The following is a 24,503-nucleotide window of genomic DNA, read 5'->3' on the forward strand; positions in this document are numbered from 1 at the left end:
GTATTAATCAACGTTCAGCGCGTCATTAACCAGATCTTGTTGCTGCTTCTGGTGAACGGACATATAGCCCACTGCCGGCGAAGCAGAAGCCGCACGCCCGGCGTAACGTAAAGAAGCCCCGAAAGGAATCACTTCACGGAAGTTATGCTGGCTGCAGTACCAGGCACCCTGGTTCAGCGGCTCTTCCTGACACCAGACGAAGTCATGTACATGGGCATACTGCGCCAGTACCGCCTGCATTGCCTGATGCGGGAACGGATAGAGCTGCTCAATGCGGATAATCGCCACATTGGTCTGCTCGTTTTTGCGGCGCTGTTCCAGCAGATCGTAGTAAACCTTACCGGAGCACATCACCACACGTTTAACCTGTTTCGGGTCGAGCGCGTCCACTTCACCAATCGCCGGCTCAAAGGTGCCGTTCGCCAGCTCATCCAGGCTGGAGACGGCCAGCGGGTGGCGCAGCAACGATTTCGGCGACATCACGATCAGCGGGCGGCGCATACCGCGCAGCGCCTGGCGGCGCAGCATGTGGTAGACCTGTGCCGGGGTGGACGGCACGCACACCTGCATATTCTGCTCCGCGCAGAGTTGCAGGTAGCGCTCAAGGCGTGCGGAGGAGTGCTCCGGCCCCTGCCCTTCGTAGCCGTGCGGCAGCAGCATGACCAGCCCGCACATCCGGCCCCATTTCTGCTCGCCGGAGCTGATGAACTGGTCAATCACCACCTGCGCGCCGTTGGCAAAGTCACCGAACTGCGCTTCCCAGATGGTCAGGGTGCGCGGCTCTGCGGTGGCGTAGCCATATTCAAACGCCAGCACCGCCTCTTCAGACAGTACGGAGTCCCAGACACGGAATTCGCCCTGGCTGTTATGGATGTTCGCCAGCGGCACATAGACTGCGCCGTTTTTCTGGTTGTGGATCACCGCATGGCGGTGGAAGAAGGTGCCGCGGCCGCTGTCCTCACCGGAAAGCCGCACCGGCACGCCCTCATCCACCAGCGTGGCGTAAGCCAGGTTCTCTGCGCCGCCCCAGTCAAAGGCTTTGTTGCCTTCGGCCATCTCTTTGCGGTCGTTGTAGATCTTGGCCACGCGCGACTGCACTTCAATGGCATCCGGGATGGTGCTGATGCGGCGTGCCAGCTCCTGCAGGCGCTTCATGTCAACGGTGCTCGGGTAGGGTTCATCCCACTCGTGGTTGAGGTACGGCGACCAGGTAAAGGAGTGCATGTTCATCGGACGCCACTCTTCCACCACACAGTCGCCGCGATCCAGCGCGTCACGGTAGAGGTTGATCATTTCCGTGGCATCTTCCAGGCTCGCGACCTCGGTTTCGCTCAGGCGGTCAGCGTAGAGTTTGCGCGGCGTCGGGTGTTTTTTGATCTTGGCGTACATCAGCGGCTGGGTCGCGCTCGGCTCATCCGCTTCGTTATGGCCGTGGCGGCGGTAGCACACCAGGTCAATCATCACGTCACGCTTGAAGGTGTTACGGAAATCCAACGCCAGGCGGGTCACAAAGGCCACCGCTTCCGGGTCATCCGCATTCACGTGGAAAATCGGTGACTGCACCATTTTCGCGATGTCGGTACAGTACTGGGTGGAGCGCGCATCCTGCGGGTTCGAGGTGGTAAAGCCCACCTGGTTGTTGATCACGATGCGTACCGTGCCGCCCACTTCGTAGCCGCGGGCCTGCGACATGTTCAGGGTTTCCTGCACCACGCCTTGGCCGGTGATTGCCGCGTCACCGTGGATGGTGATCGGCAGCACCATGTTGCTGCGGGCCTCGTCGAGGCGGTCGCGGCGGGCGCGTACGGAGCCCATCACCACCGGGCTTACAATCTCCAGGTGCGACGGGTTGAAGGCCAGGGCCAGGTGCACCATGCCGCCTTCGGTTTCCACGTCGGAGGAGAAGCCCATGTGGTACTTCACGTCACCGGTGCCGAGGTGCTCTTTGTGCTTACCGGCGAATTCGTCAAACAGTTCTTCGGTTTTTTTGCCCAGCACGTTAATCAGCACGTTCAGGCGGCCGCGGTGCGCCATGCCCAGCACCACTTCACGGGTGCCGTTTTTGCCCGCATGGCGGATCATCTCTTTGAGCATCGGCACCAGGGCGTCGCCGCCTTCCAGTGAGAAGCGCTTCGCACCGGGGAATTTCGCGCCCAGGTAGCGTTCCAGCCCTTCGGCTGCCGTCAGCTCTTTCAGGAAGCGTTTCTTCTCTTCCGGGCTGAAGGTGGCGCGGCCCACCGCGGACTCGATGCGCTGCTGGATCCAGCGTTTCTCGTCCGTGTTGGTGATGTGCATATATTCGGCGCCAATCGAGCCGCAGTAGGTCTGCTTCAGTGCCTGATACAGCTCGCCGAGCTGCATGGTGTCTTTGCCGATGGCAAACGAACCGACGTTGAAGGTTTCCTGGAAATCCGCCTCGGTCAGGTTGTGGTAGGCCGGGTCAAGATCCGGTACCTCATCCTGTTTCCACAGGCCAAGGGGGTCGAGATTGGCTTGCTGATGCCCGCGGAAGCGGAAGGCGTTGATCAGCTGCAACACTTTCACCTGTTTGGCGTCAGTGTCGGGATCGTTGATCGCCGCGGAGTAACGGGACGCATCCTTCGCCAGGCGGCGGAAGTAATCCCGGGTTTTCGAGTGGAGTTGATCGGGTTTCACACCCGCGGTGGGTAGCTGTTGGAAAATAGAACGCCAGCTATCTTCTACGGAGCCCGGATCGGTTAAGAAGTCTTCATAGAGCTGCTCTATGTAAGACTGGTTCGCGCCCGCCAGATAGGAGGAATCCAGCCAGGCCTTCATTGCGCCGTTCTGCATCATGATCCCTTAAGCTTTGTAGCTTTAGTTTTCGCCGTGGTTAACATACATCGTTGTGCCGTATAACGGTGTGCCGAATTACGGTTCATGCGGTACGGGCAGAGAGGCCCGTAAAGGAACCTTTGAAAGCGGTCTGGCGGCGGCCGCTTTCAAAGGTTTCCTGTTGCCATCACGCAGCAGAGTCAAACCGGGTAAAACAGGCCGGGAACCCGCAGGCTCCCGGCACCGCGGCCCTTACGCGCCGCGTTGTAACAGCATAGACTTGATATGCCCGATTGCCTTAGTCGGGTTCAGCCCTTTCGGACAAACGCTGACACAGTTCATGATGCTGTGGCAACGGAACACGCTGAAGGCATCGTCCAGGTCGTCCAGGCGCGCCTGGGTTTCAGTGTCGCGGCTGTCGATCAGGAAGCGGTATGCCGCCAGCAGGCCGGCCGGGCCGACGAACTTGTCCGGGTTCCACCAGAACGACGGGCAGGACGTGGAGCAGCAGGCGCACAGGATGCACTCATACAGCCCATCGAGTTTTTCCCGCTGATCCGGCGTTTGCAGGTACTCGCGTGCCGGCGGATTTTGCCCATCATTCAACAGGTAAGGCTTAATTCTCTCATACTGCTTATAGAATTGCCCCATGTCTACGACCAGATCGCGGATCACCGGCAGGCCCGGCAACGGGCGGATGACAATTTTCTTGTTGCCGTTGCGCAGCGCGGAAATCGGGGTGATACAGGCCAGCCCGTTTTTGCCGTTCATGTTGAGGCCGTCAGAGCCGCAGACCCCCTCACGGCAGGAGCGGCGGAACGTCAGGGACGGGTCCTGCTCCTTGAGTTGGATCAGCGCATCCAGCAGCATCATGTCGCGGCCTTCTTCCGCCTCGAGCACATACTCTTTCATGTGGGGCGCGGCATCGACGTCCGGGTTGTAGCGGTAAATCGAAAATTCAAGTTTCATTTCTGGCTCCTGCGCAACATGCCGCTGACTAGTAAGTACGCGCTTTCGGCGGGAAGGCCGGGCGCAGCGTCGGCTGCATGTTCACTTGACGACGGGTCATGCTCTCGGTTTGCGGTTCATACAGCGTATGGCACAACCAGTTCTCATCATCACGCTCCGGGAAGTCGAAGCGGCTGTGCGCGCCGCGGCTCTCGGTACGGTAGTTGGCGGATACGGCGGTGGAGAACGCGGTCTCCATCAGGTTATCCAGCTCCAGGCATTCGATGCGCTGGGTGTTGAATTCGCTGGAGGTATCGTCGAGGCGCGCATTTTTCAGCCGCTCGCGGATGCCGCGCAACTCTTCCAGCCCTTTCGCCATGGCGTCCCCTTCACGGAATACCGAGAAGTTGTTCTGCATACAGGCCTGGAGTGCCTTGCGGATCTCCACCGGGTCTTCGCCGGAACGGGTGTTGTTCCAGCGGTTGAGGCGCTCCAGGGCCACGTCGATGTCGTCATTGGTGGCATCGCGCAGGGTGCCCTGTTCCAGCAGCGATTCCTGCAGGTGCATCCCGGCCGCACGGCCGAACACCACCAGGTCAAGCAGCGAGTTGCCGCCCAGGCGGTTGGCACCGTGTACCGATACGCAGGCGATTTCGCCGACCGCGAACAGGCCCGGGATCACCTCATCCTCACCGTTGGCATTCAGGCGCAGCGCCTGGCCGGTGACTTTGGTCGGGATGCCGCCCATCATGTAGTGGCAGGTCGGGATAACCGGGATCGGCTCTTTCACCGGGTCAACGTGGGCGAAGGTGCGGGAGAGCTCCAGGATGCCCGGCAGGCGGGACTCCAGCACATCTTTGCCGAGGTGGTCGAGCTTCAGTTTGGCGTGCGGGCCCCACGGGCCGTCACAGCCGCGGCCTTCACGGATTTCGATCATGATGGAACGGGCCACCACGTCACGGCCGGCCAGGTCTTTGGCGTTCGGCGCATAACGCTCCATAAAGCGTTCGCCATCTTTGTTCAGCAGGTAACCGCCTTCGCCGCGGCACCCTTCGGTGACCAGTACCCCTGCCCCGGCGATGCCGGTCGGGTGGAACTGCCACATTTCCATGTCCTGCACCGGCACCCCGGCGCGCAGCGCCATGCCGACACCGTCGCCGGTGTTGATGTGGGCGTTGGTGGTGGACTGGTAAATACGGCCTGCGCCGCCGGTGGCCAGCACCGTGGCTTTGGCTTTGAAGTAGACCACTTCACCGGTTTCGATGCAGATGGCCGTACAGCCCAGCACGTCGCCATCCTGGTTTTTCACCAGATCCAGCGCATACCACTCGGAGAAAATGGTGGTGCCGTTTTTCAGGTTCTGCTGGTACAGGGTGTGCAGCAACGCATGGCCGGTACGGTCAGCCGCGGCCGCAGTACGCGCCGCCTGCTCACCGCCGAAATTCTTGGACTGGCCGCCGAACGGGCGCTGGTAGACGCGGCCGTCATCCAGGCGCGAGAACGGCAGGCCCATGTGCTCCAGCTCCAGGATCGCTTCCGGGCCGGTTTTACACATATATTCAATGGCATCCTGGTCACCGATGTAGTCGGAGCCTTTTACCGTGTCATACATGTGCCATTCCCAGTTGTCCTCATGGCTGTTGCCCAGCGCGACAGTAATGCCGCCCTGTGCGGACACCGTATGGGAGCGGGTCGGGAAGACTTTGGACACCAGGGCGCAGGAGAGGCCCATTTGCGAAATTTGCAGTGCAGCGCGCATACCGGCACCGCCGGCACCCACTACCACTGCATCAAAGGTTCTGACTGGCAGATTCATTTACACTCCCCACACCACGATAGATCCATAAATTAAGTAAGCCAGCAGCGCCACGACGACGGCAAAATGCACCATCAGACGGAAGGCGAACGGCTTCATATAGTCCGTTAATACCTGCCACATGCCGATCCAGGCGTGAACCAGGGTCGAAAACAGGGCAAGCAGGGTGAATACTTTCGTGACCGGGGAAGCGAAGAAGCCATGCCAGACGGCAAAGGTAATCGGGGGGGCGATGAGCACGAAGCCCACCAGGTAGATGATATACAGCGTGATGATGATGGCTGACGCACGCAGCAGAAGCCAGTCGTGCACGCCATTACGCCCTAATGCTGAGACATTGCTTACCATACCAAAACTCCAGCCAGAATTGACAGCACGACGGTCAGCCCTATCGCCACGTAGGCTGAGCGGGTACCAGCGGCCAAACTCTCTTCAATCATGCCAAAATCCATTAACAAATGGCGGATGCCACCGCAAATGTGATAGGCAAGTGCGGTCAGGATTCCCCAAAATATGAATTTAACGAACCCGCTATTCATAATGGCCGCTGCCTGCATGAACCCCTCTTCAGAAGAGAGGGAAATGCCCAGAAGCCAGAGGAGGATACCCACCGCAACGAAGGTGATTACGCCAGAGACTCGGTGTAAAATTGACGCTATCGCAGTAACAGGGAACCGGATCGTTTGCAGATCCAGGTTGACAGGTCTTTGTTTTTTCACGGATTAGCCCACACAGCTCTTATTATTTTCCTTCCTCCGGCCTGGGTGGGATCAGACAGCGTTAAGAGCCTTGGCCCTTCACGTCACGCGCTCAAACAACAACATCCACTGTGCTTAAACGGCGCGGTCTTATTAACGCTGGGTGCTCCTACTTCAGGGTGTTCCGGAGACCTGGCGGCAGTATAGGCCGTTCACATTCTCATTACAATTACCACACAAACCCTTTGGTCACATTTCCCCAAAACAGTGATCCAAGCCACATTTTTCACAAAAGATACAAAATTAATTATCTAGTTTGACAATAGATCAACATTTCCATTACAAATAGGCATGCCCTCTCCCTTACGGCTTCAGGCTTCTCAGATCGGCACTTCCCTGGGAGCATAAGTTATGCAAAAGTGTACTTTGAGTTATGCAAAGGTGTACTTTGCGCAAAACCGTTCGTTATGTGAAAACCTGTAGCGGCTGACCTCTTTAGCGGGGCCGGCCCTGTGTCGTAAAGCGATGCCGTAGGGTGATGAATCCGGTTACCCAAGATCTACTGAGTCGTTAACAACCCGGAACGCAGCTTGTCCGCCCTGTAAGGTCTGCTCCAGAGGGCTGGCGCCCAGAGGGGATTACACCTCATAAACTGCACGTCATGAACGCTGTTCCCTTTCCGCTTACAGCTGCTCATGCGTCCGTTGTGGCACATGCCGGGCCTCTCCCGGCAGTGACAGCCCGGTTGTGACAGATTTTAATAATAAGGCGCTAAGGAGACAGTAAAATGGCTGATAAGAAAGCGACACTGACCCTGGAAGGCAGTGACCCGATTGAACTGGATGTGCTGGCCGGTACGCTCGGTCAGGAGGAGATTGATATCCGCAAGCTGGGTTCCCAGGGGCTGTTCACCTTCGATCCCGGTTTCACCTCCACCGCATCCTGTGAATCCAAAATCACCTACATCGACGGCGATCAGGGTGTGCTGCTGCACCGTGGTTTCCCGATTGACCAGCTGGCGCAAGAATCCAACTACCTGGAAGTGAGCTATATCCTGCTGTATGGCGAAGCGCCGACCAAAGCACAGTTTGAAGAGTTCCGCACCAACGTGACGCGCCATACCATGGTGCATGAGCAGATCACCCGCCTGTTCCACGGCTTCCGCCGTGACTCGCACCCGATGGCGGTGCTGTGCGGCGTGACCGGCGCACTGGCGGCCTTCTACCATGACTCGATTGACGTGGAAAATGAACGCCACCGTGAGATTGCGGCCTTCCGCCTGCTGTCGAAAATGCCGACCGTGGCCGCGATGTGCTACAAATACTCCATCGGCCAGCCGTTTGTGTACCCGCGCAACGACCTCTCCTATGCCGGTAACTTCCTGCATATGATGTTCGCTACCCCGTGCGAAGAGTACAAGGTGAACCCGGTGCTGGAACGCGCCATGGACCGCATCCTGATCCTGCACGCTGACCATGAGCAGAACGCCTCCACTTCTACCGTGCGTACTGCCGGTTCCAGCGGCGCGAACCCGTTTGCCTGTATCGCGGCAGGCATCGCCTCACTGTGGGGGCCGGCGCACGGCGGCGCGAACGAAGCCTGCCTGAAGATGCTGGAAGAGATCAACACCGTGGAGCACATCCCGGAATTCGTGCGCCGCGCGAAAGACAAAAACGACTCGTTCCGCCTGATGGGCTTCGGCCACCGTGTCTACAAAAATTACGACCCGCGTGCCACCGTGATGCGTGAAACCTGCCATGAAGTGCTCAACGAGCTGAACATGAAAGACGACCTGCTGGAAGTCGCCATGGAGCTGGAGCACATCGCGCTGAACGACCCGTACTTCATCGAGCGCAAACTCTACCCGAACGTCGATTTCTACTCCGGCATCATCCTGAAAGCGATGAAAATCCCGTCCTCGATGTTCACCGTGATCTTCGCGATGGCGCGTACCGTCGGCTGGATTGCACACTGGAACGAAATGCACCAGGACGGCATTAAAATTGCCCGTCCGCGCCAGCTCTACACCGGTTACGATAAGCGTGACTTCAAAAGCGAGCTGAAAAAATAACGGCCCTCACCGGCCTCTGACCCAGACCGGGATGCGTTGGCATCCCGGTTTTTTTATGCCTGCCCGCTGCCTCATTCTATTATTCCCAGCCCGTCTTTCGCCCCACATTATCATTATTGTGAATATTCTTTATCTATTCACTAAATCAATATTTTTCAGAACCATTTCTTATTCAATGCCTAAGCCTGCGCCGTTTTGAGAAAATAAGAAAATCGTTGAAAAGCCCCTCCCCGCCCTCTATTTTGCCGCCTTTTACGCGCCTCACCGACCGCCCCTTTTCGGTGGGGTGTTTTTTTATCCACGCCTTTTTTCAGGAAGAAAAATGCATCACCGGCCCGCAGCCCACCGCCCCCTGTTCCGTAAAACCGTGATTGCCGGTCTGCTTTGCAGCCTGCCGCCGCTGACCGCCGCCTGGGCGGAGGATCGCCACCCGCGCATTATCAATGACGGTGCCGCCCATACGCTGAATAACGTTGATATTTACAGCGACAGCGCCAATGCCCTCACCGTGAATAACGGCAGCCGCCTCACCCTCACAAACAGCACCCTGACCATTGACGGAATAACAGCAAAAGGCATTGCGGCCGACGGTGAAAATACCCTGCCGCCCACCACGCTGGAGGCAAAAAATATCCTCATCCATGTCGGCGGGAAAAAGGCCAAAGGGATTGAACTCGCCGGCCATGTCACGGCGACACTGGCTGATGCGGTTATTTCACTGCAAGACGGCGTCTCTGCGCTGCAAAGTAAACTCGGTGCCACCCTGAGCGCCGACAATATGCAGATCGTGGTGGACAACACGGCCCACGGCAGCGCGCCGACGATGGAAGTGGTGGATATCATCGGCACTCAGGCCGTGTTCAACGGCGGCGATATCCGGGTGGCGACGCAAGGCACGCTGGACGTGTTTAACGTCTCCGGCACGGAAACCCAGCAAGGCCGCCTTACGCTGAACGGCCTTAACGTGGCGGTCAACGGGCCGGAAAGCGGCCGGCCCAGCTACCTGATTAACGCCAGCGGCAACAGCCGGATCACCGTCAACGGCGGCGACTATCTTATACGCGCCGGGAACGGTTACGGCGTCTGGCTGGTGGATGAGCGCGTGCAGATGGAGGCCACCGGTATGACGCTGACCACCGAAGGCAACGGCGCGCACGCCATAGATAACCGCGGCCGGCTGGCGATGGCAGGCAGCCGGATCACGACGCTTGGCAATAATTCGCACGCCCTCTATACCGAAGCCACAACCCATGCGCGCGATCTGGTGCTGAACACGGCAGGCAAACGCAGCGCGGCCATCGCTGCCGCGCGCGGGGGTGAGGTGGCGTTGAACGGGGTTTCTGCCGCCACCTCCGGCGAAAACAGCAACCTGCTGCTTAACTTTGGCGACAGCCATATCGCCGCTACCGCGCTGACCGGCACCGCCTCCGGCGACCGGGCGGATGCGATAAAAACCTACGCCAACGCCACCCTTGCCCTCACTGACAGCCACCTGACTGCCGGGGGTGTTGACGCCCACGGCATCACGATGCTCAACGACTCGGCGCTTCGGGCCGCCACCACCGCCATCACGCTGGATAACAGCACGATCCAGAGCGCACAGTCCGCAGCCGTCTCCGCGCTGGGCGGCGGCATCACGATTAACCTCGCCAACAGCAGCCAGCTCACCGGCGGGAACGGCGTGCTGCTGGAAACCGCCGTCATTCAGGACACGGCGGGCAACCTGGTGCATGATGACGTCACCCTCAATGCGGGCGGCCATTCGCACCTGACCGGTGATGTGCTGATCGATCCCCTGGCGGCAGAGAACAACGCCGCCCTGCATTTGCGCGACGCCTCCCGCTGGCAGGGGGCCACGCCGCAGCTCAACCAGCTCACGCTTGACGCCACCAGCCAATGGGCGATGACCGGTGACAGCCGTATCCAGCAGCTTGCGCTGGGCGGCGGTACGCTTGCCATGCAGCACCACGGCGATCGCTACCTGACCCTGCATACCGATAGCCTGAGCGGCGGCGGCGATCTGCTGTTGAACACCGCGCTGGCCGGTAACGCCTCCGCCACCGACCGGCTGGTGGTTACCGGCGAGATGCGCGGCGATTACCAATTGTTCGTGCATAACACCGGCGGCCGCGGCGGGCTGACCACCGGTGACGGCATCAACGTGATTCAGGTGGACGGCAGCAGCAGCGGCAGCGTGACGCTGGGGCAACGGGTGGCGGTGGATGCCTACGACTATTTCCTCTATCAGGGCGGCGAACAGGATGCCGACGACTGGTACCTGCGCTCCACCTTTACTGACGAGCCGGTGACACCGGACGATCTGCCGCCGGACGACACGCCGTCAGACGATCCGCACCCTGCGCCACCGGCCCCCCAGCCCGACCCGGACGACATCCCGTGGCGGGAAGAGGTGCCGGGTTACCTGGCGGCGCCGGTGCTCAACCAGCGTTACCTGTTTGACGCGCTCGGCACCTACCACCAGCGCACCGGCGGCGATGTGGCGCACCTCGACGGCAGCTGGCTGCGGGTGTTTGACCAGCAACAGGATCTGGATTCCGGCCGGTTTGGTTATGACAGCGAAACCCGCTATGTGCAGTTGGGCAACGACGTGTACGAAGACCGCAGCAGCACGGCCACTACCCGCGCCGGCTGGGTGCTGACGCTCGGCAGCCAGCGCACGGACGCCGAAGACCGCCAGCGCGCACTGAACCCGGCGCTCTCTATCGCGACCGGCCGGATCGAGAGTGAGATTTACAGCCTCGGCGGCTACTACAGCGTGCAGGCTGACGATGGCGGTTATCTGGATGTGATCGGCCAGCTCAGCACGCTTCATAATGACTATTTCAGCGCCGGGCACAGCGCGCAGCATGGGGTGGGCGTCGCCGCCTCTTTCGAGGCCGGGAAACCATTCGCCCTGGGTAACCTGCTCATGCTGGAGCCGCAACTGCAACTGAAATACCAGTACCTGCATCTGGACGGGTTTCACGACGCGATCAGCCCCGTCTCCGGCGTGGCGCAAAGCAGCGGCGAGGCGCGTGCCGGGCTGCGCCTGTACCGTGACGTTGGCCACTGGCAGCCCTATCTGACGCTCGATGCCGCCACACTGATCGGGGATGAACCGGCGGTGCGCGTTGGTTCACAGCAGATCCAGACTGAGTTCAGCAACAGCTACTGGCAAACCGGGCTGGGCGTGGCGGCCACCCTCAGTGACCGCGCCAGCGCCTACGGGGAGTTCCGCTATCAGCAGGCGTTTGACCGGCAGAGCGACGGCTATGCCGGGATGATCGGGGTAAAAATCGCTTTCTGATTTCCTTTACCCTGTGGGTCAGTGCTGGCAGGCCGGGCACCAATAAAACGGCCGGGAGGAGAGCGTGGTTTTCTCAATGAGGCTGCCGCACCGTTCGCAGGGTTTCCCGGCGCGGTGGAACACCCGGAAGCGGAACAACGCGCCGTGGTGTTTGCTCTCTTTAGCCTTGCCGCGCGTGGCATAGGAGAGGCGCGCAATGCTGAGCACCGCCTCGGCCAGCGCCTCCCGCTGTGCCTCGCTGAGATCCTGCGGTTTGTGCTGCGGGGCCAGTTGCGCCTGCCAGAGAATCTCTGCCCGCAAATAGTTGCCCAGCCCGGCGATAAACGCCTGATCCAGCAGCGTGCCCGCCAGCTGACGGCGGCGGAACGCCGGGGACATCAGCCGCTCGCGCACGATGTCCGGCGTCAGGGCCATGTCCAGCACATCCGGCCCGATGCGCGCCAGGAACGGATGGGTGTCTACCTCATCCGTGACCCACAAGGAGATGTCTGAGGCGCTCAGCAGCACCACCGCCTTGTCCGCGGTTTCCAGCCGCACGCGCGGCGAGCGCTTGCCCGCCGGTTCCTCTCCCGGTTTCACCACCCGCCAGACGCCATACAACTGGTTGTGGCTGTAGAGCGTCATACCGTTGGAAAAGTGGGTCAGCAGCGCTTTGCCGCGGGTTTCAAAGCGGATGACGCGGCAGCCGATCAGTTCAGGTTGGTAGGGTTGCAACTGGGGAAAGGCGAACCAGACATGGGTCAGCGGCTTGCCGCCTACCGCTTTTTCAAGCTTATCGGCCGCGCGCCGGATTTCCGGGCCTTCAGGCATGGGGACTGCTCCTTCGCTATGTCATAAACAGGTCAGGCACGCGTTAACGTGCCTGCCAATGCCCTGAAGTATAGCGTAAAAGCCGTGGTTCAGTGGGTGGCGCCGCCGCCCACCAGCAGGTCGCGCTCGGTGTTGAGTGCAATGGCGATCGCCAGCTCCAGCGCCGTCAGCACGGTGTTGGCCGCCATGCTCGGGCTGCCGGGATGGTGCGCCGCCTGCTCCGGCAGATAAGGGATATGGATAAACCCGCCCTTGATGCGCGGGTTGTTTTTCAGGTGCAGGTGGTGCAGTAACCCGTACATCACATGGTTACAGACAAACGTCCCGGCGGTTTGCGACACCGCCGCCGGAATGCCCGCCTCGCGCAGCCCCTCAACAATCGCCTTGATCGGCAGTTGCGAGAAGTACGCCGCCGGGCCGCCCGGCACAATCGGCTCATCAATCGGCTGCTGCCCCTGATTGTCCGGGATGCGGGCATCATCGACGTTAATCGCCACCCGTTCCAGGCTGATTTCCGCCCGGCCGCCCGCCTGCCCCACCGCCAGAATCAGCCGCGGCTGGGTGTCCGCTATCGCCGCCTCGAGCGCTTCCAGCGCATGGTGGAACACGCAAGGCAGTTGGCGCGCCACGATATGCACGCGGCCCAGCTCCATATCATGCAGCCGCTTCACCACCTCCCAGGAGGGGTTGATGCGCTCACCATCAAAGGGTTCAAACCCGGTAATCAATACAGTTTGCATCGTCTCATCTCCCCGCAGGCCCTGTTTTCAGCATAGCCAGTATGCTCATAAAAACATCAAAAAATAGAGCAGGAAAATATTCACCAACAGCAGTGCCAGCCCTGTCGGGATCTGTGCCTTGATCACCGCATTGCGGTCCGGCAACTCCAGCAGCGCGGCGGGCACAATGTTGAAGTTGGCCGCCATCGGCGTCATCAGGGTGCCGCAATAGCCGGAGAACATGCCGATCGCCGCCATCACCGCCGGGTTACCGCCCTGCTGCATCACCAGAATCGGGATGCCGATCCCGGCGGTCACGATCGGGAACGCGGCAAAGGCGTTGCCCATCACCATCGTCAACAGCGCCATGCCGACGGCATACACCGCCACCGCCACCAGCCGGTGGTTCACCGCCAGGTACTCCTGCGTCAGGTGGGAAATGGCGCTGCCGACCCCGGCCGAGGTAAACAGCAGCCCGAGCGTCGCGAGAATTTGCGGCAGGATAAACGCCCAGCCGATGGCATCCAGCAGGCGGCGCGTCTCCTGCACCGATTGCAGCGCCGAATCCCGCGTCATCCGCAGTGCCATCAGCAGGCCGACCACGCAGCCGACCAGCATTGAGAACAGCGTGTTGAGCGTCGGCGGGCTGCCGGCACCAAACACCGTGGCCGCCAGGCCGGGGATATTGTTGAACGCCAGCACGCCCAGCACCGTCACCACCGGGATCGCCAGCGCAGGCAGGAACAGCCGGTTGCCGAGCCGCCCTGCGCTTTCGGCACGCGCTTTCTCACTGCGCTGGTGGTAACTGCCGAGGCGCACCCCGCCGCACCCGGCGATCAGCGCCATCAGCACCACTACCACGCCCACCGCAATGTTCAGCGTGCGCACGCCTTCTGCCCCGCCCTGCGCGGCGGCCCACTGCCCGGCCCAGTCACCCAGCAGGAAAATCAGGCCATACAGCCCCCAGAACAGCCCGGTAAACAGGCGGCGCGGGTTGGCGCGGTCACGCAGGGACATCACGCTGACAATCAGCAGCAAGACCCCGGCCAGCACATAGAGATAGTGTTGCTGGAACATTATTGGCCTCCTTTGCGTGACAGGGCCGCGCTGTTCAGGGCGGACAGCTCACGCCGGAGCTGCCGGTCAAGCCGGTTCAGGCGGAAGGCGTGGATCAGGAACGCGCACACCGCCGTCGGGATGCCCCACAACGCAATGTGCAGCGGCTCGGTCTGGATCCCGGCGGACTCCAGCATGAAATTATGCATAAAGATGATGGCCCCAAACGCGACAAAAATATCCTCGCCAAAGAACAGGCCGACGTTGTCGGTCGCCGCTGCCATCGCCCGCAGCCGGTGGCGGGTGGCTTCCGGCAGCTCACCGTGGCGCGCGGTGGCCGCCCCTTCGGTCATCGGTGCCAGCATCGGCCGTACCATCTGCGGGTGGCCGCCGAGGCTGGTCAGCCCCAGCGCCGCCGTCAGCTCACGCGCCAGCAGGTAGACCGTCAGCAGGCGCCCGGCCGTGGCGCTGTGGATGGTGGCGATAAACGCCTGCGCCCGCTCCTTCAGCCCGTGGCGCTCCAGCAGGCCGATCACCGCCAGCGGCAGCAGCAGGATCAGCGGCAGGGTGCGGGTGCTGAGAAAGCCCGACCCGAGTTTCTCCAGGATGGCGGCCACCGGCATCTGCGCCGCCAGCCCGGTGATAATGCCGGCGACAATCACCACCAGCACCGCGTTAAAGCGCAATAAAAACCCAATGACGATGGCGGCAATGCCCACCAGCGGCCATAAGTTGACAGCCTCTTGCATAGTTCCTGCTCCCAAAGCGATCAGCACCGGGCAAGGCCCGGTGCGTAACATGCCCCAAACGGGCGAAAAAGGGGAAAAATCAGGCGGCGCGGATGGCGATCTGCCGCTGCTCAAAACTGCGACGCAGCAGGCGGGCGAACGCCAGCGCGTGGGCGCCGTCGCCGTGCACACAGACGCTGTCCGCCTGCACCGGCACCGCCTGCCCGCTGCGGCTGATGACCTCGCCCCGCTCCACCATATGCAAAGTTTGCGCCAGCGCCTGCTCGTCACTCTCGATTAACGCATCCGGCTCACTGCGCGGCACCAGCGTGCCGTCATCCTGGTAGCGGCGGTCAGCAAACACTTCCTGCCGGGTTTGCAGCCCCAGCCGCTGGCCGGCGCGGATAAGCTCACTGCCCGCCAGCCCGACCAGCCGCAACGTGCCGTCCACCGCCAGGACGGCGCGGGCAATGGCATCCGCCAGCGCCGGATCTTTCGCCGCCTGGTTATAGAGCATCCCGTGCGGCTTCACATGCACCAGCGTGCCGCCCTCGGCACGGGCGATCGCCGCCAGTGCGCCGATCTGGTAGAGCACCTGCGCGTAGACCGTTTCCGGCGGCAGTTGCATCGCCGTGCGGCCGAAGTTTTCACGATCCGGGAAGCTGGGGTGTGCACCGATAGCGACGCCGAACTCACGCGCCCAGCGCACCGATTGCACCATGGTTTGCGCGTCCCCGGCGTGGAAACCGCAGGCGATATTGGCGGAGCTTACCAGTTGCAGCAGTTCACGATCGTTGGCGCAGCCCTCACCCAAATCCGCATTCAAATCAACGGCCATATAACCCCCGTGCCACTTGTTGCAGGAACCGGTCCTGATCGGCCTTGACCTGGTGGGCCTCTTCCAGCGTGCATTTCACAAAATGGATCGGCTCGCCGAGCCGGATTTGCGCCAGGTGATAGAGATCCGCCTCGATGACGCAGGCGATCCGCGGGTAGCCGCCGGTGGTCTGCGCATCCGCCAGCAGCACGATCGGCTGGCCGTTGCCCGGCACCTGCACCACGCCCGGCAGCAAGCCGTGCGACAGCATGTCGCGGTCGGTGGTGCGTTCCAGCGCGTGGCCGTGCAGGCGGTAGCCCATACGGTTACTCTGCGGGCTGAGCTGCCAGGCAGTGCGCCAGAATGACTCGCGCGAAGCCGGGCTGAACTCCTGATACTCCGGCCCCGGCAGGGCGCGGATGCGGTTACTGAACAGCAGTTGTTTGATGCCGGTGGCGCGCTGCGGCAGGTTCTGCGGTTCGCCCAGCGGCAGCAGATCGCCCTCCTGCAAACGCCGCCCGTGGAAGCCGCCAATCCCGGCTTTCAGGTCAGTGCTGCGGGAGCCGAGCACCTCCGGCACGTTGATGCCGCCGGAAATCGCCAGATAGCTGCGCATACCGCGTCTCGGCATCCCGAGCACCAGCCGCTGCCCCGGTTTGACCGGGTAACGCCAGCCGGTCCAGAGTTTCTGGCCGTCCAGTTCGGCGTCACAGCCGGCACCGGTCAGCGCTATCCAGCCGTCACGCAGGAATTCAGCGGTGAACTGCCCAAGGGTGATTTCGATCCCGGCGCTGTCGGGCGCGTTGCCCACCAGCATGTTCGCCAGTTGCAGCGCCGGTTGGTCCAGCGCGCCGGTCTGGCTGATGCCGAGGGCGCGGAAGCCGTGGCGGCCCAAATCCTGGACGGCGGCATACATCCCGGCACGGATAATTTTCAGCATACGCCCTCCTGTTGCGGCACAAAGCGCACGTTGTCACCGGGGCGCAGCAGGGTCGGCGGCATCTGGTCAGGCATAAACAGCGCCTGCGGCGTCAGGCCAATCAGTTGCCAGCCGCCGGGCGAGGCCAGCGGGTAGATGCCGGTCTGCGCCCCGGCAATGCCGACGGAACCGGCCGGCACCAGCAGGCGCGGCTCGCCGCGGCGCGGGGTCGCCAGTTGCTCCGGCATCCCGCCGAAATAGGAGAAGCCCGGCAGGAAGCCGAGGAAATAGACCACATAGTGGGCCGAAGCGTGGGCCTCGACCACCTGTTGCGGGGTCAGGCCGGTATGGCGCGCCACCACCTCCAGATCGGGGCCGTGGGTGCCGCCGTAGATCACCGGGATGTCGATGTCCCGCGCGTCGGGCACCAGCGCCTCGCTCTCTTCCCACCAGCGTTGCAGCCGCTCAATGGCATCCAGCGCCACCGTCTGCGGCTCGGCCAGAAAAATAGTGAGGTTATTCATGCCCGGCACCGCCTCGCGGACATCATCCCGGCCCCGTAACCGCTCCGCCAGCCCCCAGATCCGCTGCTGGCTTTGCAGCGTCACCGGCGGCTCCAGCTCGAGAACGACCGCGCGCTCCCCTAACAGATAACAACGTGCTCGCTGCACTTCCCGCCCCTTAGATAAAGAATAATTATCAATTAAACCCGCATCGTTATGCAGGAAAGCAGGGGGCGCTGTCAACCATCCGCCCCTTACCCTGTCGCCGCACCTGCTAGTATCAATAGCATAAGGTTGCCTGTTCTGCGCCGGTGAAGCAGCGCAGGGCCAGCCCACCGGCCGGCTTTTTTTACATGGATAAGGGAGATAGCGTGAAAAAAACCCTGAGTGTCTTTTTTCCCCTCTACACCACCACCCTGCTGATGCTGCTCGGCTCCGGCCTGCTGACCACTTACGTCTCCCTGCGGCTCACGGCCGTGCAGGTCAGCGGCGCATTGATTGGTGCCATCATCGCAGCCCACTACATTGGGCTGGTGATCGGCGGGAAGGTCGGCCATATGCTGATCGCCCGTGTCGGCCACATCCGCGCCTATGTCTCCTGTTCCGGCATCATCACCGCCGCGGTGCTCGGCCACGGCCTGACGGACATCATCCCGCTGTGGGTGGCGCTGCGGCTGGTTATTGGCCTGTGCATGATGTGCCAGTACATGGTGCTGGAGAGCTGGCTTAACGATCAGGCGGCCGCTGAGCAGCGCGGCACGGTATTCGGGTTTTATATGGCGGCCTCTTACCTCGGCATGGCCCTCGGCCAGGTGGTGCTGATGTTGCAGGATGGGCTGGGGATAAGCACGCTGCTGATTATCGCGCTCTGTTTTGCGCTGTGTCTGGTGCCGATTGCATTGACCACCCGCACCCACGCCGGGCACATGTCACCGGCTCCGATGGAGCTGAAATTTTTCATCGGCGCGATCCCAAAAATCCTGGCGATTACCCTGGTGATTGGCATGGTGGTCGGCGCGTTTTACGGCATGGCACCGGTCTATACCAGCCAGCTGGATCTGTCGACCCGCCAGACCGGGCTGTTTATGGCGCTGGCGATTTTTGCCGGGCTGGTGGCGCAATTCCCGCTGAGCTGGCTCTCTGACCGCTACAACCGCACCCGGCTGATGCGCCTGTGCGCCCTGCTGCTGGCGGTGGCGGCGCTGCCGCTGGCGGTGTTGCCGCACCTGCCGTTCCCGCTGCTGCTGGCCATCGGTTTTGCGGTGAGCCTGATGCAGTTTTCGCTGTATCCGCTGGTGGTGGCGCTGGCCAATGACCTGATCGCGCCGGCGCGGCGGGTGTCGCTGTCTGCCTGTTTGCTGATGGCGTTTGGCGTGGGGGCCTGTGTGGGGCCGCTGCTGGTGGGCGCGCTGATGCAGCCGCTGGGGGCGAATAGCCTTTACGCCTTCTTTGCGGTATGCGCCGCCGGGATCGCCGCCCTGACGCGCACCCCGAAAGCCGCCGGGGAACCGGCGCAGGCGCAGGATGCCCCGGTGCCGCACACCGCCATGCCGGACAGCCTGACCAGTTCACCCCTCTCACCGGCGCTGAACCCGGCATTTGATGAGCAGCTGATTCAGGAAACGATGCCGGCCCCGGCCTCCGTGAATGATGACCCGTTAACGGCCGGTGAGGAGGAGAACGCGTTTCCGCCGCAGGGCGCGGACCCGGAGAGCGATACCGGCCTGCAACGGGCGTTTATTTTGCTGGAGGATGACGCCCCCCCAGGCGGGGCGGCGGAAGAGGACACGGCGCGGAAAAAAACCGGCTGAACCGGGTTACGCCGGGTTATCAATATCAATAAAGGTGACGTCCAGCCCGTGCTCAGCGGCCAGCCACTCACCGAGGGCGCGCACGCCGCCGCGTTCGGTGGCGTGGTGCCCGGCGGCAAAGAAGTGCAGCCCCATTTCGCGGGCGATGTGGATGGTCTGCTCCGACACTTCCCCACTGATAAAGGCATCAACGCCGAACTCGGCCGCCTGCTGGATAAAGCCCTGCCCGCCGCCGCTGCACCAGGCCACGCGTTTGATGGTTTCCGGCGCGCCGATGTCGCTGTGCAGCACGCTGCGGCAGAGTTGCTGCTCAATCCGTTGGCGCAGCGCCTCGCCGGTGAGCGGGGTCGCCAGCTCGCCGAACGGCACCAGCGGCATCACCTCGCCCTGCACCTCAATGCCGAACACCTGCGCCAGTTGCGCGTTGTTGCCCAGCTCCGGGTGGGCGTCCAGCGGCAGGTGGTAGCCATAGAGGTTGATGTCATGGGTCAGCAGGGTTTTCAGCCGGTTACGCTTCATGCCGCGCACCGCCACCGGCTCGTTTTTCCAGAAATAGCCGTGGTGCACCACAATCGCATCCGCCTGATGCGCCACGGCGGCATCCAGCAGTGCCTGGCTGGCGGTGACGCCGGTCACGATACGCCGCACCTCGTCGCGCCCCTCGACCTGCAACCCGTTGGGCGCGTAATCTTTGAAGTCGTTGACGTTAAGTTTCTGGTTAATCAGGCGTTCAAGCTCGGTATTGCGCATGGTGTGTTCTCTTAATCGGTGAGTCAGGCTCACAGGGTAATGTGTTCGCCCTGTTGCATAAAGATGAAGTTAACGCCGAGGCGGTTACCGGCCTCAAGCTGTTGTTTCACCTCGGCCGGGACATCTTTGCCCGCCTGTAATGAGGGTTTGATGTGGGTGACCAGCACCGGCAGGCCGCGCAGCGCGTGATCGCCGCCGCTCAGGGCGGCGAGTTTGTCCAGTTCGCCGAGCAGCAGGGCCGGGGTCAGGTGGCCGAACAGCCGGTTGGCGGGCTGGTCGTTGGCGTAGGAACTTTCAATCAGGATGCCCTTCAGCTGATGCGCCTGCACCAGCGGTGCCAGCACCTGCCAGGCGGCCTGCAGGTGTCTGGATTTCTCATTGGCATCGCTGCCGGTATCGCCGAAATAGGCAAACGCCTCGTCACCGCGGCTCACCAGCAACATCGATGAGGCGCTGCTGTCATGGCTCAGCGGGGTGATCACGCCGCTGAGGCCGGTGTCACCCAGCGTGACGCGCTGCCCCAGCGGCGGCGTATTGATGCGGTACGTGCCGAGCCGGGTGCCGTTGCCGCTGTCACTGAAATTGGGCCAGCTTTTCCAGTTGAAGTAGTGGGTGCGCAGGGTGTTGGCGGTGTCGGCGGTGGTGTAGATCGGTTTGCGGCTGTCGTCCGGCGCGGCCAGCAGCAGCCCGGCGAGGTGGTCAAGGTGGCCGTGGCTGAGGAAATAGGCGCCAATCAGCTCGCGCAGCACGTAGCCCTGCGGCGTCAGCGGCGCGGCCTTCTCCGGCGTGGCCTGCGGGAAGCTGCCTTTCGCCAGCGCCTGGGCGATGCCCGGCAGCAGCGTGCCGGCATCCAGCGCCAGATAGCGGCTGTTTTCGCCGTTTTTGATCAGATAGGCGCTGAGGTTGCCCTCTTCCAGCCCGCCGCGCACCCCCAGCGCCACGATGTCAAAGTCAGCGGCGGCCGCCGCTGACCAGAGCGCCAGCAGCGCCGCCATTACCCGTATGCTTCTGCCCATTGCGTGCTCCGTGCTGATTAATAAGGGTCGTCAGCCTCCTGGGCGCGGGCGTGGCGCCGGGCATCCTCAAACGCCTCCAGCGTCTCCCGCCGTGCGGTGGCGTGGTCAACCTGTGGTGCCGGATAGTCTAGCACGCGCCGCTGCTGTTCGGCCCAGCGATGCGGGTGGTGAATGGCACTGTCCGGCACGGCGGCCAGCTCCGGCAGCCAGCGGCGGATAAAGTCGCCCTGCTTGTCGTAACGCTCGCCCTGGGTGGTCGGGTTGAAGATGCGGAAATAGGGTGTGGCGTCAGTGCCGGTGGAGGCCGCCCACTGCCAGCCGCCGTTATTCGCCGCGTAGTCGCCGTCGATCAGTTGCGTCATGAAATAGCGTTCGCCTTCGCGCCAGTCAATGCGCAGATCTTTCACCAGGTAGCTGGCGGTGATCATCCGCAGCCGGTTGTGCATCCAGCCGGTCTGGTTCATCTGCCGCATCGCCGCGTCCACAATCGGGTAACCGGTGCGCCCCTGTTTCCACGCCTCGAACGCCTCATCCGGCGCACGCCACGGCACAAAGCGCGTCCAGCGGATAAACGGCTGGTGCTTGCAGAGCATCGGCCAGGCCACCAGCAGATGGCGGTAAAAATCGCGCCAGACCAGCTCATTCAGCCAGCCAAAGGCGCCGCTGTCGCGCCGCTCCAGCAGCCCAGGGCACTCTGCCTGCAAGCGGTTGAAACACTGGCGCGGCGAGAGCGCGCCGATCGCCAGATACGGGGAGAGCTGGCTGGTGCCGCTAAGGGCGGGCAGATCGCGTTGGCGCACGTAGTCCGGCACCTGTTCACGGCAGAAGGCGCGCAACCGCGCCAGCGCCGCCTCTTCGCCCGCCGGGAAGTGCGCCTCATCCACCGCCTGTTGCGGGTAGTCAAACGGTGCCAGCCGGTGCCGGGTGACGTGGCCCTGATCGCGCGGGCGCGGCGCAGGCAGTGAACGGGTGTCGGAGGCCGTCAGGCGGCGCAGAAAGGCATTACGGAACGGCGTGTAAACCTTGTACATCTCACCGCTGCCGGTGGTCACGCTGCCCGGCGGCAGTAACAGGCTGTCATCAAACGCCCGGCAGTGCACCTGCCCGGCCAGCGCCTGCTCCAGTGCCGCATCACGCTGCTGCTCATTCAGTTCATACTGGCGGTTATAGAACAGCTGGTCGATGCGCTGCTCACGGCAGAATGCCACCAGCCAGGCGTTGGCGGCGGCGAAATCCTCACACTGGTGGTAACAGAGTTCGATGCCTTTGGCCGCCAGCGCAGCCTGCAGATGGTGGAGGGTCTGGTAAATAAAGGTGGCCTGACGCGGGGCCATGTTGTGTGCGGCCCACTGGCCGGGGGTGGCGATAAACAGCGCCAGCACACGTGCTGACGGATCTTCGCAGGCGGCGTGCAGCGCCCGGTTATCAATGGTACGCAGATCGTTCCTGAACCAGACCAGATGGGTGGCCATAAAAAATCCTGTGAATCATGAAAACAGGGGCGGCACGGTGGCCGCCCCAGACAGTGGCTGTTGCTCAGGGCACGCTTAGTGGCCGTAGCGCAGGCAAAGTGCTTCGGGGTAAGGCTCGAAGTAGCGCTGCTGTTGCAGGTAGTCGTCGGGGAATTCCGCCATGTAGTGCTTGAGCAGCGTGATCGGTGCCAGCAGCGGCTGCACGCCCTGCCGGTAACGGTCGATCAGCTGGGTCAGCTCCTGGCGTTGCGACGGGTTGAGCTGTTTGCGGAAGTAGCCCTGCACATGCATCAGCACGTTGGTGTGGTTGCGGCGCGTCGCTTTGTGGGACATCAGCGCCATCAGGCGGCTGCGGTACTCAATGGCGAACGCATCCAGCGACTCCCACTGATCCATCGCGGCGACAAAGCGCCCCAGCTCGCGGTACTCCGGCTGGGAGTGCGCCAGCAGCGAGAGTTTATAGCGGCTGTGGAACGCCATCAGCCCGCCGCGCGTCAGCCCCTGCTTCCACAGCGCATTGAGTTCATACAGCGTAAACACCCGCTCGACGAAGTTCTCCCGCAGCATCGGGTCATGCAGGCGGCCATCTTCCTCGACCGGCAACCACGGGTAACGTTTCATCAGTTCGGCGGTATAGAGGCCGACGCCGCTTTTACGCGCGTCTTTGCCGTTGGCGCTGTACACACGCACCCGCTCCATGCCGCAACTGGGCGATTTGGCGCAGACGATATACCCGCACAGGTGGCCGAGTGAGCTGACGCGCTCCGCCGACCAGCGCTGCATGGCGTCAGTAACGTCCACCGAGGCGTCATTGCTGTAACGCATCGCGATGCGTTCATCCGTTTTGACCAGCCGCAGCGCCGGGCGCGGCGTCGGCAGGCCGATGGCCATTTCCGGGCAGATTGGCTCAAAACGCACGTAAGGGGCTAATTGTTCGACGGCAAACCCGAACCGCTTATGCCCACCATCAAAACGGACATTCTCGCCTAACAGGCAGGCGCTGATTCCAATGGGAATTTTTTCACTCACGGCAACTCCCGGATGTTGTTGATGATGAATTAAGTGTAGAAGACGGGCACCCAAACCGCGTACCCAGGGAGAAGTAATTTATACAAATAGAGAAATTTGTACAGGTTAGCGCGCAAAAAATTATCAGGCGAAGGGGTTTGCCGGTCAGCCGCCGCTGGGGCGGCGGCCGTTATTGATAGGAGAGCGTGAATACACCGGTAGCCTGGAAAGGCCCGGCTTTGCGTGCTTTACCGTCTGCCCGCAACTCTGCCGTATAATTGAGTTTTACCGTGCCGGCCATCTCCAAGCCATTGATGACAGACGAGGAGTTGAGGTCATTCGGGCGCAGCATGTTGTTGTTAACATCACGGATTTGCACCCCGAGGCCCTCCGCATAGCCAGGCTGCCCCATCCACGCGTTAGCCATCATGTTGCCATCCTCACTGGCAAACAGCGTGGTAAGTTTGGCGGTCACGCTGTTCACCAGTGAGCAGCCACTCAGGGTGATGCTGAACGGTTTTACCGGTACGCGCCCGCCCCCGAGGTCGTTGATATTGACGTCACCAAAATCCACCGTGCTGTTGCTGACATCAGCCACCGCGCTGGTACAGGTGGGCGCGGAGATAGGGATGGCGAAACTGCCTTTTTCGATATTGAGTGTGATGACAGGTTGTCCATTAGTTTCCCCCAGGCGATAATCGCCCAGCTTGGTGGTGTATAGGGGCTGCACCCGGCTTATCCCATTATTGCCCCGGTAATCGGCATCCTGATAGATGTCGATGTAGACACGCCACTTCTCTCCATCCAGCTTGCCGTTCTCGCTATCCATTTCGCCCGGCATATATACCACGGTTTTCCATTCGCTTTGGGGCGGCAAGTAACCATCCACTTCTGAGGTGGTGTTGGGCATCATATGCACGTTGTAAACAATGCCGGGAATATTGGTTTTAAATTGCACGCCATCGACGCCGGGTAACCCTTTGACGTCCTGAAGATTAGAGCGGGCGTGTAAATTCTGCCCGTCAGGCCCAGTGCTACATCCGGATACAATGCCGTCGCCGTCATACGCCAGCATATTTTTTCTTAGCAATTTCGGCTCCGTGACAGTGCCGGTTATTGGCAACGGTGTGATTGTTCCGGTAAGCAAAACAAAAGTGCCCGATGATTTGAAATTGCACTCCCGCCCCGCCCACGCCGCCGCTGGCAGCAGCGGCAACAGTGCCATCACACAGGCCCGGTAGGTAAACCGCTTCATCTCTTT

The 24,503-nt window shown here is 61.8% G+C and carries 20 protein-coding genes; 3 read left to right on the forward strand and 17 right to left on the reverse strand.

The window, feature by feature from the left end:
- Nucleotides 1–3 precede the first annotated feature (3 nt).
- The 5 genes from sucA to sdhC all read right to left on the reverse strand — a co-directional run bounded on the left by sucA (nt 4) and on the right by sdhC (nt 6,276).
- Entirely contained in the window at nt 4–2,811 is a 2,808-nt protein-coding gene (gene sucA / locus CYR52_RS01650; RefSeq protein WP_101827842.1) for a 2-oxoglutarate dehydrogenase E1 component, read from the reverse strand.
- A 234-nt stretch (nt 2,812–3,045) separates the two neighbouring features.
- Nucleotides 3,046–3,762, reverse strand: a complete 717-nt coding sequence (locus CYR52_RS01655) for a succinate dehydrogenase iron-sulfur subunit (RefSeq protein ID WP_072926216.1) — start codon at nt 3,760–3,762, stop codon at nt 3,046–3,048.
- Between the two features lie 28 nt (nt 3,763–3,790).
- Entirely contained in the window at nt 3,791–5,557 is a 1,767-nt protein-coding gene (gene sdhA / locus CYR52_RS01660; protein ID WP_072926217.1) for a succinate dehydrogenase flavoprotein subunit, read from the reverse strand.
- Entirely contained in the window at nt 5,558–5,905 is a 348-nt protein-coding gene (gene sdhD, locus CYR52_RS01665; protein WP_072926219.1) for a succinate dehydrogenase membrane anchor subunit, read from the reverse strand.
- Nucleotides 5,899–6,276, reverse strand: a complete 378-nt coding sequence (gene sdhC, locus CYR52_RS01670) for a succinate dehydrogenase cytochrome b556 subunit (protein ID WP_072926221.1) — start codon at nt 6,274–6,276, stop codon at nt 5,899–5,901. Before sdhC ends, sdhD begins: the two co-directional genes overlap by 7 nt.
- A gap of 766 nt (nt 6,277–7,042) precedes the next feature.
- Between sdhC and CYR52_RS01675 the strand changes: the two genes are divergently transcribed.
- Together CYR52_RS01675 and CYR52_RS01680 are read left to right on the forward strand one after the other, a co-directional pair.
- The gene (locus CYR52_RS01675) at nt 7,043–8,326 is read left to right on the forward strand and encodes a citrate synthase (RefSeq protein WP_072926229.1); all 1,284 of its coding nucleotides are present in this window, start codon (nt 7,043–7,045) and stop codon (nt 8,324–8,326) included.
- 322 nt (nt 8,327–8,648) lie between these two features.
- Nucleotides 8,649–11,633 carry an autotransporter family protein gene (locus CYR52_RS01680; protein WP_101827843.1) on the forward strand — a complete coding sequence of 995 codons (2,985 nt, stop codon included), beginning with the start codon at nt 8,649–8,651 and terminating at the stop codon, nt 11,631–11,633.
- An 18-nt stretch (nt 11,634–11,651) separates the two neighbouring features.
- On the opposite strand, the gene nei is transcribed toward CYR52_RS01680, so the two are convergent.
- From nei to pxpB, 7 genes are all read right to left on the reverse strand, one after another.
- Complete coding sequence (nei, locus tag CYR52_RS01685; protein ID WP_072926233.1) at nt 11,652–12,443, reverse strand: endonuclease VIII; 792 nt, start codon at nt 12,441–12,443, stop codon at nt 11,652–11,654.
- 89 nt (nt 12,444–12,532) lie between these two features.
- On the reverse strand, nt 12,533–13,183 hold the full coding sequence (gene pcp, locus CYR52_RS01690; protein ID WP_072926234.1) for a pyroglutamyl-peptidase I: 651 nt from the start codon (nt 13,181–13,183) through the stop codon (nt 12,533–12,535).
- 45 nt (nt 13,184–13,228) lie between these two features.
- Nucleotides 13,229–14,242 carry a DUF979 domain-containing protein gene (locus CYR52_RS01695; RefSeq protein ID WP_101827844.1) on the reverse strand — a complete coding sequence of 338 codons (1,014 nt, stop codon included), beginning with the start codon at nt 14,240–14,242 and terminating at the stop codon, nt 13,229–13,231.
- The gene (locus CYR52_RS01700; RefSeq protein WP_101827845.1) at nt 14,239–14,967 is read right to left on the reverse strand and encodes a DUF969 domain-containing protein; all 729 of its coding nucleotides are present in this window, start codon (nt 14,965–14,967) and stop codon (nt 14,239–14,241) included. The genes CYR52_RS01695 and CYR52_RS01700 overlap by 4 nt, the downstream gene beginning before the upstream one ends.
- A 79-nt stretch (nt 14,968–15,046) precedes the next feature.
- Nucleotides 15,047–15,784, reverse strand: a complete 738-nt coding sequence (pxpA, locus tag CYR52_RS01705; protein ID WP_072926239.1) for a 5-oxoprolinase subunit PxpA — start codon at nt 15,782–15,784, stop codon at nt 15,047–15,049.
- Nucleotides 15,774–16,703, reverse strand: a complete 930-nt coding sequence (pxpC, locus tag CYR52_RS01710) for a 5-oxoprolinase subunit PxpC (RefSeq protein ID WP_072926241.1) — start codon at nt 16,701–16,703, stop codon at nt 15,774–15,776. Before pxpC ends, pxpA begins: the two co-directional genes overlap by 11 nt.
- Nucleotides 16,697–17,353: a 5-oxoprolinase subunit PxpB gene (pxpB, locus tag CYR52_RS01715; protein WP_072926242.1), complete on the reverse strand. Its 657-nt coding sequence runs from the start codon at nt 17,351–17,353 to the stop codon at nt 16,697–16,699. The genes pxpC and pxpB overlap by 7 nt, the downstream gene beginning before the upstream one ends.
- Before the next feature lie 203 nt (nt 17,354–17,556).
- Between pxpB and CYR52_RS01720 the strand changes: the two genes are divergently transcribed.
- Entirely contained in the window at nt 17,557–18,996 is a 1,440-nt protein-coding gene (locus CYR52_RS01720) for an MFS transporter (RefSeq protein ID WP_101827846.1), read from the forward strand.
- A gap of 6 nt (nt 18,997–19,002) precedes the next feature.
- Here the strand turns inward: CYR52_RS01720 and CYR52_RS01725 are convergent, their stop codons facing one another.
- The 5 genes from CYR52_RS01725 to CYR52_RS01745 form a co-directional block, all read right to left on the reverse strand.
- Nucleotides 19,003–19,746, reverse strand: a complete 744-nt coding sequence (locus CYR52_RS01725; RefSeq protein ID WP_101827847.1) for a type 2 GTP cyclohydrolase I — start codon at nt 19,744–19,746, stop codon at nt 19,003–19,005.
- 29 nt (nt 19,747–19,775) lie between these two features.
- A complete protein-coding gene (locus CYR52_RS01730; RefSeq protein WP_101827848.1) occupies nt 19,776–20,762 on the reverse strand; it encodes an MBL fold metallo-hydrolase in 987 nt (328 codons plus the stop codon).
- 17 nt (nt 20,763–20,779) lie between these two features.
- Entirely contained in the window at nt 20,780–22,234 is a 1,455-nt protein-coding gene (gene phrB, locus CYR52_RS01735; RefSeq protein WP_101827849.1) for a deoxyribodipyrimidine photo-lyase, read from the reverse strand.
- A gap of 75 nt (nt 22,235–22,309) precedes the next feature.
- Nucleotides 22,310–23,263, reverse strand: a complete 954-nt coding sequence (locus tag CYR52_RS01740) for a YbgA family protein (protein WP_072926250.1) — start codon at nt 23,261–23,263, stop codon at nt 22,310–22,312.
- 169 nt (nt 23,264–23,432) lie between these two features.
- A complete protein-coding gene (locus CYR52_RS01745) occupies nt 23,433–24,332 on the reverse strand; it encodes a fimbrial protein (protein ID WP_165699061.1) in 900 nt (299 codons plus the stop codon).
- Nucleotides 24,333–24,503: the final 171 nt, after the last annotated feature.

It is taken from the genome of Chimaeribacter arupi, assembly GCF_002858805.1.
GTDB classification, from domain to species: domain Bacteria; phylum Pseudomonadota; class Gammaproteobacteria; order Enterobacterales; family Enterobacteriaceae; genus Chimaeribacter; species Chimaeribacter arupi.